General features: G+C 52.8%; 16 protein-coding genes and 3 pseudogenes. 1 reads left to right on the plus strand and 18 read right to left on the minus strand.

Features of this window, described 5'->3' with window-relative positions:
* From ACESYO_RS13235 to ACESYO_RS13260, 6 genes and pseudogenes are all read right to left on the minus strand, one after another.
* On the minus strand, nt 1–2,442 hold the full coding sequence (locus ACESYO_RS13235; protein ID WP_373210357.1) for a VirB4-like conjugal transfer ATPase, CD1110 family: 2,442 nt from the start codon (nt 2,440–2,442) through the stop codon (nt 1–3).
* Nucleotides 2,393–2,794: a PrgI family protein gene (locus ACESYO_RS13240; RefSeq protein ID WP_302608842.1), complete on the minus strand. Its 402-nt coding sequence runs from the start codon at nt 2,792–2,794 to the stop codon at nt 2,393–2,395. The genes ACESYO_RS13235 and ACESYO_RS13240 overlap by 50 nt, the downstream gene beginning before the upstream one ends.
* Nucleotides 2,795–3,697 carry a radical SAM protein gene (locus tag ACESYO_RS13245; RefSeq protein ID WP_302608843.1) on the minus strand — a complete coding sequence of 301 codons (903 nt, stop codon included), beginning with the start codon at nt 3,695–3,697 and terminating at the stop codon, nt 2,795–2,797.
* Between the two features lie 12 nt (nt 3,698–3,709).
* On the minus strand, nt 3,710–4,576 hold the full coding sequence (locus ACESYO_RS13250) for a VirB6/TrbL-like conjugal transfer protein, CD1112 family (RefSeq protein ID WP_373210355.1): 867 nt from the start codon (nt 4,574–4,576) through the stop codon (nt 3,710–3,712).
* Nucleotides 4,577–4,642: 66 nt separating this feature from the next.
* Nucleotides 4,643–4,738 (minus strand): annotated as a pseudogene (locus tag ACESYO_RS13255) (Maff2 family mobile element protein); the annotation flags it as partial.
* A gap of 87 nt (nt 4,739–4,825) precedes the next feature.
* Nucleotides 4,826–6,442: a recombinase family protein gene (locus ACESYO_RS13260; protein WP_002596236.1), complete on the minus strand. Its 1,617-nt coding sequence runs from the start codon at nt 6,440–6,442 to the stop codon at nt 4,826–4,828.
* A gap of 225 nt (nt 6,443–6,667) precedes the next feature.
* Here ACESYO_RS13260 and ACESYO_RS13265 point away from each other — a divergent pair, with 225 nt between their 5' ends.
* Nucleotides 6,668–6,868 carry a hypothetical protein gene (locus tag ACESYO_RS13265; RefSeq protein WP_002596235.1) on the plus strand — a complete coding sequence of 67 codons (201 nt, stop codon included), beginning with the start codon at nt 6,668–6,670 and terminating at the stop codon, nt 6,866–6,868.
* 64 nt (nt 6,869–6,932) lie between these two features.
* On the opposite strand, the gene ACESYO_RS13270 is transcribed toward ACESYO_RS13265, so the two are convergent.
* The 12 genes and pseudogenes from ACESYO_RS13270 to ACESYO_RS13330 all read right to left on the minus strand — a co-directional run.
* Entirely contained in the window at nt 6,933–7,127 is a 195-nt protein-coding gene (locus ACESYO_RS13270) for a transposon-encoded TnpW family protein (RefSeq protein ID WP_002596234.1), read from the minus strand.
* Between the two features lie 14 nt (nt 7,128–7,141).
* Nucleotides 7,142–7,984, minus strand: coding sequence for an ATP-binding protein (locus ACESYO_RS13275; protein WP_002596233.1), 843 nt, complete (start codon nt 7,982–7,984; stop codon nt 7,142–7,144).
* A pseudogene (locus tag ACESYO_RS13280) lies at nt 7,981–8,115 on the minus strand (replication initiator protein A); the annotation flags it as partial. The pseudogene ACESYO_RS13280 and the gene ACESYO_RS13275, both read right to left, overlap by 4 nt.
* Nucleotides 8,111–9,223 (minus strand): annotated as a pseudogene (locus ACESYO_RS13285) (relaxase/mobilization nuclease domain-containing protein); the annotation flags it as partial. The pseudogenes ACESYO_RS13280 and ACESYO_RS13285, both read right to left, overlap by 5 nt.
* The gene (locus ACESYO_RS13290; RefSeq protein ID WP_002596229.1) at nt 9,195–9,593 is read right to left on the minus strand and encodes a plasmid mobilization protein; all 399 of its coding nucleotides are present in this window, start codon (nt 9,591–9,593) and stop codon (nt 9,195–9,197) included. The pseudogene ACESYO_RS13285 and the gene ACESYO_RS13290, both read right to left, overlap by 29 nt.
* 497 nt (nt 9,594–10,090) lie before the next feature.
* A complete protein-coding gene (locus ACESYO_RS13295) occupies nt 10,091–10,303 on the minus strand; it encodes a helix-turn-helix domain-containing protein (RefSeq protein ID WP_002586615.1) in 213 nt (70 codons plus the stop codon).
* The gene (locus ACESYO_RS13300; RefSeq protein WP_096920757.1) at nt 10,296–10,631 is read right to left on the minus strand and encodes a topoisomerase DNA-binding C4 zinc finger domain-containing protein; all 336 of its coding nucleotides are present in this window, start codon (nt 10,629–10,631) and stop codon (nt 10,296–10,298) included. The genes ACESYO_RS13295 and ACESYO_RS13300 overlap by 8 nt, the downstream gene beginning before the upstream one ends.
* Nucleotides 10,632–10,776: 145 nt before the next feature.
* The gene (gene erm(B), locus ACESYO_RS13310; protein ID WP_001038795.1) at nt 10,777–11,514 is read right to left on the minus strand and encodes a 23S rRNA (adenine(2058)-N(6))-methyltransferase Erm(B); all 738 of its coding nucleotides are present in this window, start codon (nt 11,512–11,514) and stop codon (nt 10,777–10,779) included.
* A 124-nt stretch (nt 11,515–11,638) separates the two neighbouring features.
* Entirely contained in the window at nt 11,639–11,722 is an 84-nt protein-coding gene (locus tag ACESYO_RS13315) for a 23S rRNA methyltransferase attenuation leader peptide (protein ID WP_001814874.1), read from the minus strand.
* Between the two features lie 70 nt (nt 11,723–11,792).
* Complete coding sequence (locus ACESYO_RS13320; protein ID WP_207654896.1) at nt 11,793–11,930, minus strand: hypothetical protein; 138 nt, start codon at nt 11,928–11,930, stop codon at nt 11,793–11,795.
* Nucleotides 11,931–12,154: 224 nt separating this feature from the next.
* The gene (tet(W), locus tag ACESYO_RS13325; RefSeq protein WP_373210352.1) at nt 12,155–14,074 is read right to left on the minus strand and encodes a tetracycline resistance ribosomal protection protein Tet(W); all 1,920 of its coding nucleotides are present in this window, start codon (nt 14,072–14,074) and stop codon (nt 12,155–12,157) included.
* 381 nt (nt 14,075–14,455) lie between these two features.
* Nucleotides 14,456–14,654 (minus strand): hypothetical protein (locus ACESYO_RS13330; protein WP_373210350.1); only part of this gene is annotated, 199 nt, incomplete at its 5' end.

The raw sequence follows: 14,654 nt of genomic DNA on the forward strand, positions 1-14,654 counted from the left end.
TCACGCCTCCGTTTCCGCCGCGTGCTCCACTTCGCTGGGCTTGGTGGTGAGCAGCTTGTAAAGCTCCGTGTCCTTGGGGAAGTCGTCCGCAAAGGGCAGGATCACATTGTTGAAGAACAGCAGCCCGTGGCCCGGCTCGGAATTGGTCACATAGGCAAGCTGTTCCGAGGAGATGTTCAGCCGCTCCGCCAGGATCTTCCGGTCGCCGGCGGCCTGGTTGAGCATATAGATGAAGTCGCTGTTCTCCAGGATGTTCTCGATCTCCGGGGAGGAGAGCAGGTCCTTGGGGTTCTGGGTCGCCCCGGTAGGCACCCCGCCCCATTTTCTAAACCGCTTCCAGATCTCCGCCGAATAGGCCGCCGTCTGCTCCTCCTTCAGCAGAAGGTGGAACTCATCCACGAAATACCAGGTGGAGCGGCCGATGGCCCGGTTGATGGTGACTGTGTTCCACACCGCGTCCTGGACAATGAGCATCCCCGGCTTTTTCAGGTTTTTGCCCAGGCCCTTGATGTCAAAGCAGACCAGCCGGTTGCGGATGTCCACCGTGGTGCGGTGGTTGAAGAAGTTGAGGGAGCCGTTGACATACAGATCCAATGCCTGCGCCACACGGTCCGCCTCCGGGATGCCCTGCGCCAGCAGCGCCTCCATCAGGTCGCCCAGGATGGGCATATTCTCCGGCCGGGGGTCCGCGAAGTAGGGCTGGTAGATCTTCTGCACAGCCCGGTCGATGACGGTTTTCTCGATGGCCTCCAGCCCCGTCTTGCTACCCATGATGAGCTCGCAGAAGGACAGCACGAAGTCACTTTTCAGCGCCAGGGGGTTCTCCTCATCCGAATAATTCAGGTTGATGTCCAGCGGGTTCACATAGTCGGTGCTGGACGGGGACAGCCGGATCACCTGCCCGCCCAGCCGCTTCACCAGGGGCGAATACTCGTCCTCCGGGTCGCAGATGATGACGTTATCTTTGGTGGTCAGGATGATGAAGGTGATCTCCCGCTTACAGCTCATGGACTTGCCGCTGCCCGGCGTGCCGAACACCAGCCCGTTGGGGCTTCTGGACTGTTTGCGGTCCAGAAGGATCATGTTGTTGCTCAAAGCATTGAGGCCGTAGTACATAGCGTCCCCGCCCATGAACAGCTCCTGGGTGACGAAGGGAACGAACACCGCCAGCGCCGAAGTGGTGAGACTTCTCTCGATCCTGATACGGTTGAGCCCCAGGGGAAGGCTGCTCATCAGCCCGTCCTCCTGCTGGAAGTCCAGCCGGGTCAGAAGGCAGTTGTAGGTCTGGGCGACGCTGGCCGCCTGGGACACGGCGATCTCCAGCTTCTGCTTTGTCTCCGCCATGTGCATGACCAGGAAGGTCAAATTGAACATTCTCTCGTTGCGAGATTGCAGGTCCTGGAGGATGGTCTTTGCCGCACCGCCGTAGGTGGCAAGGTCGCTGGGAAGGATGTCCATGTCATATCCGCTGCGCACCGCCCGCTTCTGCTCCGCAATTTTCATGGCGTCCAGGTCGGTGATTTTCCGCTTGACCATTTTGATGGCCTCATTCTGGTTGATGCCCCGGATGTGCATGGTCACCAGGATATTGCCCTCGGTCTCCATGAACTCCGCCAAAATGCGGTCGTGGATCTCCGGGGCGGTAATCTGCAAAAAGCTCACCGCCCCGTACATCTCGCCAATGCGGAAGGTGCGGGTCTCCCCGAAGTGGAAGGAGGACGGGGAGATGAAGTCCTTGACCGACAGCCCGCTGGGCGCCAGCCAGTCCCAGTCAAAGGCGAACTTCCCGCCCTCCGGACGGCGGCCGTCTGCCGGGTGGAGGATACCGTGAAGCAGTTCCAGCCGCTCCTTCCCGTCCAGCACATGGGCGGCGGCCCCCATGACCTTGAAGCGGTTGAGGGTGTCGGTCTCAATGCGGGCGAAGCGCGCCCGCGCCGCCAGAAGGTTCTCCGCCTCGATGGTCAGGGTGACATACTTGGTTTTCACATAGCCGTTGCTGCCCCGCTCATACTGGAAGCGTAGTATCCCGGCCGCGTCCTCCCGGACAGGGTCCAGGTCGTCCCCCTGGGGATGGATGCCGAACAGGTCCTCCTCCGGCCCATGCTCCACATACCGGCTGCTCAAAGTCATCTGCACCCCGATGGAGGGGTCATAGCCGTTGTAGAAGTCGCAGAGATGTTCAAAGATGTCCCGCTGGTCCTCCGGCGAAGCCAGGCGGTAGTTGACATCCTCAAAGGCGATGGTCTTGGAGAAGGTCCCGCCCTCCAGCCGGCACAGCCCGTCCGGGAACATATTGCGGAAGGGGATGCTGTCCTGCACCGTATGGGCTTTCCCGTCCCCCTTGGCCTTGCGGACCACCGCCTCGATCTGCTTTCGCTCGGCGCGGGTCAGCTTACGCCTGGGCTTTGCCGTTTTTTCTTGTCTTGCCGTTTTTGCCTGCAATCTTTCTCACCTCCTGTTCCAGTTTGTATTGCCGCACCAGGGCGGAATAGAGATTGTTGGTCTGGTAGATCCGTGTCTTTGGGCGGATAAACTTGTTCTGAATAAGGTGCCCCAGGAACACCTCCAGGGGCTGCCCGTTGCGCTGGTACATGGCGAACAGGAAAAAAGGCAGCATGACCAGAATCATGCAGAGCGCCGCCGTGGTGGTGCCCAGCGCCTCCTTGGTCAGAAAGAAAAGCGGCACGCCGATCACCGCTGCCGCTCCAAAACAAATCACCTGCCGCTTGGTCAGGCCGAACAGAACCTTGCTCTGTACCCGGCTCAGGTCCTTTGGGATCGTTACATAGGCCAATCAATGCACCTCCTTTTTCATGGGAGCATAGTCCTTGAAATCTTTTACCGTGTGGAAAATCCGTTTGTTGTTCACCCACCGTTGAAGATGGCGGGTGATCTTGGGGGCGGTGGGACGCTCATAGATCATCACATAGGGGTCATACCCCAGGGCCCGCAGGGTGTTCACCCGGTAGAGGTCCTGCTCATGGGTGCTGCCGTAGTTGGTCAGTACATACACCCGCCGGTTCCGGTCGCTTCGGATGGCGGTATGCGCCACAAAGCGCCGGAAGTGCTCCGTCAGGTCCTCCTCCGGGTTGTCCCAGGCGAAATGCACCGCCTTGGTCCGCACCTTGTTCAGCAGGGCGATGTTGTCCGGGTTCGTCAGCCGGATGTCCAGTCCCTGGGTAAAGTCCACCAGCGCCCGGCTGGCGGCAAGCTGTTCCAGCAGCGCCTCATGGTCCGGGCAGGCCAGCAGGTTGGGGTCCAGCAGTTTGATCTCGTCCTCACCGCGCCAAAATTCAGAGAGGTCAGCGACTTTGACGCTCCTGCGCCCCTCCTTGCCGCTGACAATGCAAAATCCGCAGTTTCTCGGACAGCCCCGGCTCAAAAAGCCGTAGGCCGTTCCCAAAAACCGCGGATACAAAAAGTAGTCCGGCCGGATGTGCTCAATCTCATAGGGGAGGTCCTTGCCACCCGGCCCATAGCCCGTACCGCCCTGAATGACCTGGTCCGCATTGTTCACCACGATGGTGTCCTTGGAGTAGGTGTCCGTGAATACACGGCTCTTGTAAACCAGGTCATAGCGGCCTTTGGGGCTCCACCACTCCACCCGGTCGCCCCGCCGTGTATGATACTCGGAGAGCTTCATCAGGCAGAGGTTGGGAAAGTTGTGAGAGTCCACATCCACCAATCCGATCTTCAAACAGCCACCTCCTCAATGCGCCCCGAACAGGGACTTAGCGAGGCTGCCGGTCTTGAAAAGCGTGAAGCACAGGAGCACCGTGTACCCCATGCACCCCCAGATAGCGCCGGAGATGTTGTCGCCGCTCAGGGAGATGCCCTCCACCAGCACCGCGTAGATGCCCACGCAGATCATAATGAGGAACGCCTGGAAGCCCAGGGCCAGCAGGGAGCGGAGATAGTTCTGCCCCGTGTTGCCCCATTCCCGGTTCGCCATCGTGGCAAAGGGGATGGGACCTATCGAGGTCACCAAATACACCTCAATCATCCGGCCGTAGATGACCAGGAAGATACAGATGGAGAGGATTTGCGTACACAGCCCCACGAAGATGCTCTGGAACCACAGCCCCAGCAGGGCGCCAATGCTCCAATCCGCGAGCTGGGTCTCCAGGTCGGCGGTCACGCTGGATATGTCGATGCCCGCGTCCGAAATAATGACGCCGGCGCTCTGGCTCACCACATTCTGCGCCACATCGAACACCGCCATGACGATGTTCCAGGTGTTGGTGACGATGAGCACCGCGCAGAAGGTCTTGAAGATCCACTTGAAGAAGATCCAGGTGTCGAAGTCATGGAGATTGTTCTTTTCAATGATGAGCTGGATAAGCTCATAGCACATGACAAAGGTGAGGACGATGCTGGCGATGGGGACAATGACGGTCTCCGAGAGGTTACGGACCATGTTGAAGATACCGCTGTTCCACGCCGAGGGCGTCATGCCCACCTCCCCGGCGATCTCGCCCACCTTGGCATTCAGGGTATCAAACATCCCGGTCAGGTTGGATATGATACCGTCAATGAGCAGTTCCTGGAACCACTCCTGTATCGCGTCAAAGATCAACGGGGATCACCTCCTTTGCGGGAGGCCCCGTGTACCGGGACCTCCCGCGGGTGTTATGGGGAGCCATCAGCCCAGCAGGCCGGACAGCAGCGGGATCAGGGTCACGCCGATGAGGGCGACACCCCCGCCGGCCATGAGCTGCTTGATGCCCTGGCTTTTTGCTTATGTGTGATAAAGAAGCAATAGAAGTGCAAAAAATTTTGCCGTTCCTATCCGACACTTGGCCATTGTGTCGGATAGGTCGGGCGGTTATTCGGGCAAGTCAATCTTGCCGACAAAGCTGTAATAAATCTCAATGTCCTGCCTGCGGGTGCCGTTCTCATCATAGCTGCACTCATGCACCACAATTTTCTCGATCATTTCCCGCAAGAGAGTGGGGGTCAGTTCTTCAAAGGCAAGGTGCTTGCGGACAATGCCCATAAATTTCTCGGCGTTGACGGTAGCTGCCTGTGACTTGTCCAGTTCGGCTTGCAGGGCGGCGGCTCTCTTTTTCAGCTCCGCTTGCTCGGCTTCGTAGTCAGCCGACAGTTCCATGAAACGCTCATCGCTGATTTTGCCGTTTACATTGTCCTCATACAGCCGCTTGATAATGCGGCTGATTTCAGAAATGCGTTCCTGCGCCTGTTCAAGCTGCTTGATGGCTGCGGCGGTCTTTCGCTTGCCGCCGATCTCGTTCTGCTGGACAAGTAGTTTCACAAACCGGCTCTCATGCTTGGCTGCGTATTCGGTCACTTGCCGGAGATTTGCCAGGACACCAGCGGTCAACAGATCGGTGCGGATAAAGTGCGCCGTACAGTTGCGGGTGCGCTTCTTGTAGCTGCCGCAGATGTAGCAGTCCTGTTTGCGGTCTTTGTTCTGATACCGCTGCTGATACAGCACATGGCCGCAGTCGGCGCAGAACAAAATCCCGGAGAACAGCCCCACTTCATCGTAGCGGTTCGGGCGTTTGCGCTGTTTGCGTAACTCCTGCACCCGTTCCCATGTTTCCTTGTCGATGATCGGCTCATGGTGGTTCTCGAAAATGGCCTGCTTCTCGACGGGGTTCTCTATGCTGTGCTTGACCTTATAAGAAGGCTTTTCCGTTTTGAAGTTCACCAGACATCCGGTGTACTCTCGGTTTTCGAGGATATGAACGACGGTGTTGGTCGCCCATTTGCACTCATAGCCTGGGTGATAACGGCGGGTGCTGCCTGTCCGCTGATATTCCAGCGTCCCCGGCGTGGGGATTTGCTGCTCCGTCAGCATACGGGCAATCTTGGTCGGGCCGTTCCCGGCAAGGCAAAGCTGGTAAATCTGCTGCACCACCGGGGCGGCTTCCTCGTCTATAATAAAATTCTCGTCCTCGTCCATCACATAGCCGTAAACCGGCTTGCTGGTAACAGGCTTGCCGCTCATGCCTTTTGACTTTTTCACTGCCTTGATTTTCTTGCTCGTATCTCTCACCAGCCATTCATTGAACAGATTTCGCAGCGGGGTAAAATCGTTGTCCATGCCCTCGCTGGCACTGTCCACATTATCGTTGACAGCGATAAAACGCACACCCTTTTGAGGGAACAGCATTTCCGTGTAAAACCCTACCTGCAAGTAGTTTCGCCCTAACCGGCTCATGTCCTTGACGATGACCGTACCCACTTTCCCGGCTTCAATGTCCGCAAGCATGGCTTGAAATCCGGGCCGCTGGAAGTTCGCGCCGGAAAAACCGTCGTCGGTGTACCAGCGCAGATTGGTAAAGCCGTTCTGTTTTGCGTAGGTTTCGAGTATCCTTTTTTGGTTCGATATGGAATTACTCTCGCCTTGCAATTCATCCTCGTGGGACAATCTCGGATAAAGGGCGGTAATGAGGTTTTGGGTGGCTTGTCTTAACATAAAATCCTCCGTTTCCGACAGCCAGCCCCACTATTCCGTGGTTTCATTGTACCACGGAACGGCGGGGGCTGTACAGCGGCAAAAGCGTTAAATTTGCTTCTTTACAGCTTTTCAATTTTCCGATTTTTATGGTATGGGTTGTCGTCCCATATTTGCAGTAGAAAAGTTCATAACTCCGTGGTATACTCTGATTTAACAAAAAAATCAGAAGTTAAAGGAGAAAACATGAAGTATACAATAGATGAATTAACCGCGGCCAAAAGGCAAATTGATTCAACTCTGCACAAGCTAAGAGAAACAGTAAAAACATTTGAATCAAAGGATAATTCCGAGCGTTATAAATCACAAATCACATTGGCAAAGAGAAGAATAAAAGCCTTTGAAATTGCAAATTATTTTATAGAGAATGAGATTAAGAATTGCTAAAGCACTTCCGATTTTCGTTCCAGCGGTCATGCTCCCTGGCATGGCCGCTTTTCCATGCCCCGGTTCACGCCGGATAAGTCGGCTCCTGTGTAGCAGCGGCTTCCGCTTCCAGTACCCGCGCCATTTTGTCGGCGGCTGTGGTTGTGGTGTCTTTCTTGAAATAGCCGGACACGACAAGGACGGAATTGCCCATGCGGATTTCCGTCACACAGTCAGGGCGGCGGGTGGTGCGGGTGTCGTGCTGCTTGTTATCTGCCATAGGCAATACTCCTTTCAGTCGGTAATCAGTTTCTTCATGCTCTCCATTTTCCGCTTGGCGGTTTCCTGCCGGAAGTTGTCGCCGGTAAAGCGTACCGGGACGCACATGGAAAGCAGGCGGTCATAAATCCGGGAATGGGCGGTGTCCTCCGGGTTGTGCAGGTCGTCCAGCGTAAGGTTGGTCGTGACGATCAGCGGCTTGCCGCTGCGGTAACGGCTGTCAATCACATTGAACACCTGTTCCAGCCCGTATTCCGTCCCGCGTTCCATGCCGAAGTCGTCAAGGATCAGCAGCGGATAACGACAAAGGCGGGAAATGTACTCGTTGCGCCCCTCAAAGCTGGCGGCAAGGTCATTGAGGATAAGAGCAAAGTTCGTCATGCGGACGGGGATTTCTTTCTCCATGAGGGCGTTTGCGATACAGCCTGCAAGGTAGCTTTTGCCGGTGCCTACGCCGCCCCAGAACAGGCAGCCGATATTGTCTGTCCGCATATCTTCCCAATGCTCCACATACCGGCGGGCAAGCCCGGTCTGCGGGTTCCTGCCGTTGTCGTTCTCGAAAGTCCAGTCCCGCATGGTGGGGTCGGTAAAGCCCCGGCGTTTCAGTTCTTCCACGGTGTCAAGGTGTCTGCGCCGCTTTTCGGCGGCTTCCCGTTCCTCGCGGGCGGTTCTCTGGCAGTCGCACTCTGCCGGGTGGCGGTCGCGCCCGAAGATAGCGGCCTTATCCGGCGCAAAATAGGCTTCTTTCGGCTTGCGGCACTTGCCGCAGTACAGTAAACCGTCCTCGCCGGTGTAGTCCTCCGGCTCCGGGATGGTGGTCGTCATATTCTCCAAAACCGCGTTGATTTCATTCTTCATAAACTCTCGCCCTCCTTGCATGAGTAGTCTGGTATGCCCTTTTTAGGGGCTTCCTTTTTGTCGTTCCCCGCCCATATCCGCAGGGCGGCGGCATAGTTCTGGTAGCTTTTCCCGTTGGCGGCAAGGTATCTTCGCCCAGCGTTCATAGCCCCGGCCTTTGCCCTCGGCCATTTTCTGCTCAATGTCCACAAGCCGCTGCACTCCGTCCTGTTTCGGGGCGGCTATCTCGGCTCTGGCAACCTGCAAGCGGTCTTTTATGGTGCGTGGGGGATCGGGGGATCTGGCTGGCGCTTCGGCTGCTCTGGCGGCGTTTTGCTCTAAAACGGCAAAGACAGCGGCGCGGTCAAAATCGTCGCCCAGCTTCCGGGCGGTAATTGGCTTTGTCCTGTCCGGCGTGAGGTAGGAAAGCCGCCCCCGGCTCTCCTTGACGGTCACACCCTCCTGCAGCAACAGAGAGGAAAACTCGTCAAAGCTGGCGGCGGTGGCAAGGGCTTTCCGTAGGGTCTGCCGCAGCTTCTCCTTGTTCGTTTCAAACTTGGTCTGCCGGGGCGTGATACTATCGGCAATCATGGGGGCGTTCTGCTTGTCCAGCGCGGCCTGTCCCTTTTTCTGCGCCCAATACTCCCGGTCGGTGACGCGGTTCTTGCTGCCGTTCAAGAGGTCGATTTGATAAAGCCCCTCCCGGTGGCACATCTCCATGACTTCGGATTTGAAGTAGCGCAGGGCAGCGTCGGTACATCGGTGCTTGCAGCCGACTTTCGTATCGGCCGGCCTGTCCATGTAGGGCAGGAACGGCACTTCCTCAATCCGCAGGCTGTTTATGACGATATGCACATGAATGTTGCCGCTGTGGTTATGCCCGTCCGGGTGGGTGCAGACAAGGGCCTGGTGGCCGGGAAAATGCTCTTTACAGAATTGTTCCCCCAACGCCTGCGCCCGGTCTACGGTCAGGCCGTTGTCCGGCCCGTCCCGCGGGTCAAAGCTGATGATGTAGTGGTGGCTTTTCACATCTTCCCGCCGCTGGTTTTTCTGATAGCGGAGATTGGCCCGCATACACGCAACGGCAAAATCCTCCCCGTCGCAGTTCAGCGTGGACAGCCGGTAGTCCTCGCGGGGGATAAGCCTGCCGGTTTCATCAAGGACGGGCTTCATGGTAAACTCGTCATGCTCAAAGAGAAGATATTGCTCGGCGGCTCCGTAGTCGGCGTTTTTAGAGTTGATATGCTTGAGTGTTGCCAACCGCGTCACCTACTTTCTTGAGGACTTCATACTTGAGGACGGCAAGGTCGGATATGGCGGCGCGTACCTCGCCGGAAAGGGTGTTGTAGGGTACGCCGTATTCGTTCAGATACCGGGCAATCTGATTGAGGTTGCCGCCGATCCTGCCGTACTCGGCTGTCAGCTTCCCGACAGCGGAAAGCAACTCGTCATTGACCGACGACACATGGACAACCGGGCGTATGGTCGCCCGCCGTATCGCCTGCCGGAGAAATTCGGACTGGCTGATACCATAGGGCGCAAGCCGCGCTGTGAAGTCGGCATACTCATCTTCGGACAGCCGGGTTTTCACAACGCGGCTGCGGTGGGGCGTGTTGTATTTCTTTCGCATGGTGTGACCTCCTTTCTCGCCCGTAAGGGCGCATGAGCAGGGTTTGGGGAAGGCACTCCCCAACAAGTTTCCCGCGAGGGGCAAAACTGCAGAATTGCGGATTTTGGCACCGTGGTAGAAACTTGCTCTCCGTGACTGCAAACTTTCTCTCACTTCCGTCCGCCACTTTTTTGGAAAACTGCAACCACAAAAGTTTGTTTCTCTTTTTCTGCTACTACTAATCCTGTAAAGGGCATTCCTGCCCGCTTTCGCTAAAATGACACCGGACGCAGTGGTTTCTACCCGGTGTTGGAGAAATCCTTTCTCTTTGCCCTCTACTACGGGTAAATGCTCCAAATGCCAAACACCAGGGCAGAAAAATTCCCTCCTCGCTTACTACTACAACCGGCAGGGGGCAAAATGGCCGGGAGCGGAGCCGGACAACAAAAAAAGCAGTAAATCTTTTTCAAGACTTACTGCTTTCGCTGGCCGCGTCGGTGGCGGCTGGTATTCAGTTTTTATGACTTGTCCGGTGGTTCGTCAAGCCGGAACTTGAATTGACAGTCAATTAACCGCTGCTTTACATAGTCCTCCACCTCGGCGTTGACCTGCCCGTTCACTTTTGAGAAATAGCGGATATATCCGGCGTAGTGGAGCAGGACAGCGTTCACGGCTTCTGGGTCGCCCTCACGGGCTTTGAGGATTGTTTCATAGGGGAGAAGTCTACTCATACCGGCTCACCCCCATTTCTTCGCGTAGCCGCTGCAAGGCAAGCTGGATATGCCGCCCCGCTGTGCTGCGTGACCGGCCAATACACGCGCCGATCACGCGCTGCGGCTGGCGCAGAAAGTAATAGCGCAGGATTTCTTCCCGCGTCTGCTCCGGCAAAACAGAGATCGCGTCGGCAAGGGCGGCGTTGCAGAGCAGGACGGTCTGACCGCAGACGGTAAATGGGTATTCAGGATAATTTGAACAACCATAAAACGATTTTTTTAATACAATATTGTTGCCACACTTAGGACATTTTCCTACAAGGGGTCCCGAGCGCTTAGTGGGAATTTGTACCCCTTATCGATACAAATTCCCCGTAGGCGCTAGGGACCTCTTTAGCTTCTTGGAAGCTGTCAGTAGTATATCTAATAATTTATCTCCATTCCCTTTAGTAACGTGTAACTTTCCAAATTTAAAAAAGCGACTCATAGAATTATTTCCTCCCGTTAAATAATAGATAACTATTAAAAATAGACAATACTTGCTCATAAGTAATGGTACTTAAATTGTTTACTTTGGCGTGTTTCATTGCTTGATGAAACTGATTTTTAGTAAACAGTTGACGATATTCTCGATTGACCCATTTTGAAACAAAGTACGTATATAGCTTCCAATATTTATCTGGAACATCTGTGGTATGGCGGGTAAGTTTTATTAAGACACTGTTTACTTTTGGTTTAGGATGAAAGCATTCCGCTGGCAGCTTAAGCAATTGCTGAATCGAGACTTGAGTGTGCAAGAGCAACCCTAGTGTTCGGTGAATATCCAAGGTACGCTTGTAGAATCCTTCTTCAACAATCAGATAGATGTCAGACGCACGGCTTTCAAAAACCACTTTTTTAATAATTTGTGTGCTTAAATGGTAAGGAATATTCCCAACAATTTTATACCTCTGTTTGTTAGGGAATTGAAACTGTAGAATATCTTGGTGAATTAAAGTGACACGAGTATTCAGTTTTAATTTTTCTGACGATAAGTTGAATAGATGACTGTCTAATTCAATAGACGTTACCTGTTTACTTATTTTAGCCAGTTTCGTCGTTAAATGCCCTTTACCTGTTCCAATTTCGTAAACGGTATCGGTTTCTTTTAAATTCAATTGTTTTATTATTTGGTTGAGTACTTTTTCACTCGTTAAAAAGTTTTGAGAATATTTTATATTTTTGTTCATGTAATCTCTCCTGAAGTGATTACATCTATAAACAAATACAGAAGTTAAACGATTTGTTTGTAATTTTAGTTATCTGTTTAAAAAGTCATAAGATTAGTCACTGGTAGGAATTAATCTAACGTATTTATTTATCTGCGTAATCACTGTTTTTAGTCTGTTTCAAAACAGTAGATGTTTTATCTACATTACGCATTTGGAATACCAACATGACGAATCCCTCCTTCTTAATTACAAATTTTTAGCATCTAATTTAACTTCAATTCCTATTATACAAAATTTTAAGATAATGCAGCAATATCTACTTTTTCAATTTCAAATTGCTTATCAGAAATTGTCTTTTCGTAAGCGATAAAATCTTGCGCATATTGTTGCTCATTAAAAATAGCCACCACTTCGTCATTTTCTAAAACTCGCAAAATGAAACTTAATTCTAAACGCTTTTGTTTGGGGGATTTGATACCATTTGATTTTTCCTGATACCTATTATCCTTATCCTATGGGCTTGCCGAACTTTTGCTATCATTTGGCTATCAAGAAAATGGCTATCAACGGTAAAATTAGATTGGTTTCTCTGGTGGTTTACAACTACATTTTACCACGAAAGACAGGGAAATACAATAACCTTCCTCGCTGTGGTGTATCAAGTGATCTTACTGAACATATGGCGCACCTTATCCAGGCGGCTGTTTGGACGGCGGGGCTGGATGACCGGCTCGCCGACAGCGGCCTGATACCCTTTCAGTTCCGTCAAGCATACGCTCTGCCCGTTGGTGTAAAAGGCCAGATCAGTACGGTATGCCTGTATACAGCGGGCGGGAATCTCGCCAGTAAAGACAACTTCATCCTTTTTTACCTGGGCCGTTTCGATGGTGGCACAGTATTTCGGTGCATCATGATAAGCCCTGGAAAGGTATTCCTGGGGCGCATAGAGGATGAAGGAGAGATAAGGTTCCAGCAGCTGCGTCCCCGATTCCTTCAATGCCTGTTCCAATACAATCGGGGCCAATGAGCGGAAGTCCGCCGGCGTGCTGACCGGACTGTAATAAAGCCCGTATTCAAAGCAAATCTTACAGTCCGTTACGTTCCAGCCGAACAAGCCCTGCTCCAGCCCGTAACGGATACCATCCCTGACAGCGTTTTGAAAACTCTGGTTCAAGTATCCCAGCGAAACCCGGCTCTCGTATTGTACACCGGAGCCAAGCGAGAGTGGTGTAACAGACAGTCCTATGGATGCCCAAAACGGGTTGGGCGGCACCTCGATATGGATGGTGTGGCTGGCTGCTTTGAGCGGCCGCTCCATATAAATGACGGAGGGTTCCTTTACCACTGTTTCAAGCTTGTATTTTTCCGACAGCAAAGCGGAAACAACCTCCAACTGCACCCGGCCCAAAAAAGAAAGAATGATCTCATGGGTGATGGAATCCACTTCGCAACGCAAAAGCGGGTCAGTATCCGCAAGTTGCGTAAGAGCGTCCAGCAGCCGTTCTCTTTGCGCTGCCGTTTTCGGCGCAATCGTCGTCCGCAGCATGGGGAGGGGGTCCTCGCGCCACCTTTTACGAGGGAGCCGGGTTTGGTCCCCTAATACATCGTTTAACCTCACGCTGTCGCTGGGAAGGATAACAATTTCACCCTGATAAGCGGTGTCTGTCCGAACAATTTCCCCTTTGGATGGAATACGCATCTCTGTGATTTTCAGCTTTTCTCTCCCGGCCAGGGCCACCGTATCCCGCAGGCGCAGCGTTCCGCTGTATAGCCGTAGATAGACACGCCGCTGGCCGCAATCTGTATACTCCACCTTGAAAACGCTGCCGCATAGGGCGGCGCTCCCCTGTTCCCCAATCGGTTGGAACAGCCCTGTCACCGCATCCATCAACGGTTGAATGCCAAGGCCCTTTTTGGCGCTGCCATAATAGACCGGGAACAGGGAGGCGTCTTGAACCCGCTGCTGTTCCTCCCGCACAAGTTTTTCCCGGCTGATTGGTTCTCCTGCGATATACTTTTCCAATAATTTATCGTTATTTTCGATGACCGCATCCCATGCTTCTATGTCGGTATTTTCCTCCAGGACTATTTCCGGGGACAGCGACACCGTCTGCTTGATGATAATATCGGCGGAGAGCTTATCCCGAACAGACTGAACCACGCTCTGCAAATCAACGCCAGCCTGGTCGATCTTGTTGATAAAGATAACGGTGGGAATGTTCATTTTCCGCAGGGCATGGAACAGAATACGGGTCTGGGCCTGCACGCCATCTTTAGCGGAGATCACCAAGATGGCCCCATCTAAAACAGCCAAAGAGCGGTACACCTCCGCCAAAAAATCCATGTGGCCGGGCGTATCCACAATGTTAACTTTACATCTGTGCCACTGGAAGGAAGTGACTGCCGCTTGAATGGTAATCCCACGCTGCCGCTCCAAAAACATGGTGTCCGTCCTCGTTGTCCCTTTTTCGACGCTCCCCGGTTCTGAAATGGCTCCGCTGGCATATAGCAGGCTCTCCGTCAAGGTCGTCTTTCCAGCGTCTACATGGGCAAGAATTCCAATATTGATTATTTTCATGTGATTGTCCTCCCTTTACAGCCCCAAAGGGCATAAAAATCCCCAGCAGTAAAATACTTTTACCACTGGGGATTATAAGTTGCGGACATACACATATACAGCATACACCTGTTTGTGATTGCTGTTTTTGGGGATATGTCAAAATTGATAAGGCAAAAGTATTCTTAAATTGGGTACAAAAAACTAAGCCCCTACAAAAGGAGCTATCATAATCCTTTGTTCCCACTATTTGATTATAGTTTTATTTAAGAATACCTTGCCGCATATTTTTTACTCCTTTTCTGGATTAAATCATTGTATCACATCAGTTTTAGGAAAGCAAGTACCTAAAAGAAATTTTTCTTCCCCTTATATGTAACAATCATACCGGCTTCCTAGCGTTCAGAATGTTTTCTGCTGTCTGCTGTGGTGTTTGGTTGGAATTGTCCAACCAAAAGCCGATCCGTGGTGTTGTCTGCATTTTACTAAATACAAATTCAATGTATACAGAAAGATATAAGGAGTGCCTGCAAACAAAAAGTCAAGCAAAAATTGAGCGAAATTTGTAGATGTAGGGAGGGAGAAAAACAGCAGCACAAAA

The organism is Allofournierella massiliensis (assembly GCF_964241245.1).
GTDB classification, from domain to species: domain Bacteria; phylum Bacillota; class Clostridia; order Oscillospirales; family Ruminococcaceae; genus Allofournierella; species Allofournierella massiliensis.

Bases quoted from the DNA above. Each gene is read 5' to 3' on its own strand.
- ACESYO_RS13270 (WP_002596234.1), bottom strand. From the start codon at position 7,127: ATGGCAGATAACAAGCAGCACGACACCCGCACCACCCGCCGCCCTGAC.
- ACESYO_RS13315 (WP_001814874.1), bottom strand. From the start codon at position 11,722: ATGTTGGTATTCCAAATGCGTAATGTAGATAAAACATCTACTGTTTTG.
- ACESYO_RS13265 (WP_002596235.1), top strand. From the start codon at position 6,668: ATGAAGTATACAATAGATGAATTAACCGCGGCCAAAAGGCAAATTGAT.
- ACESYO_RS13275 (WP_002596233.1), bottom strand. From the start codon at position 7,984: ATGAAGAATGAAATCAACGCGGTTTTGGAGAATATGACGACCACCATC.
- ACESYO_RS13260 (WP_002596236.1), bottom strand. From the start codon at position 6,442: ATGTTAAGACAAGCCACCCAAAACCTCATTACCGCCCTTTATCCGAGA.
- ACESYO_RS13295 (WP_002586615.1), bottom strand. From the start codon at position 10,303: ATGAGTAGACTTCTCCCCTATGAAACAATCCTCAAAGCCCGTGAGGGC.
- ACESYO_RS13290 (WP_002596229.1), bottom strand. From the start codon at position 9,593: ATGCGAAAGAAATACAACACGCCCCACCGCAGCCGCGTTGTGAAAACC.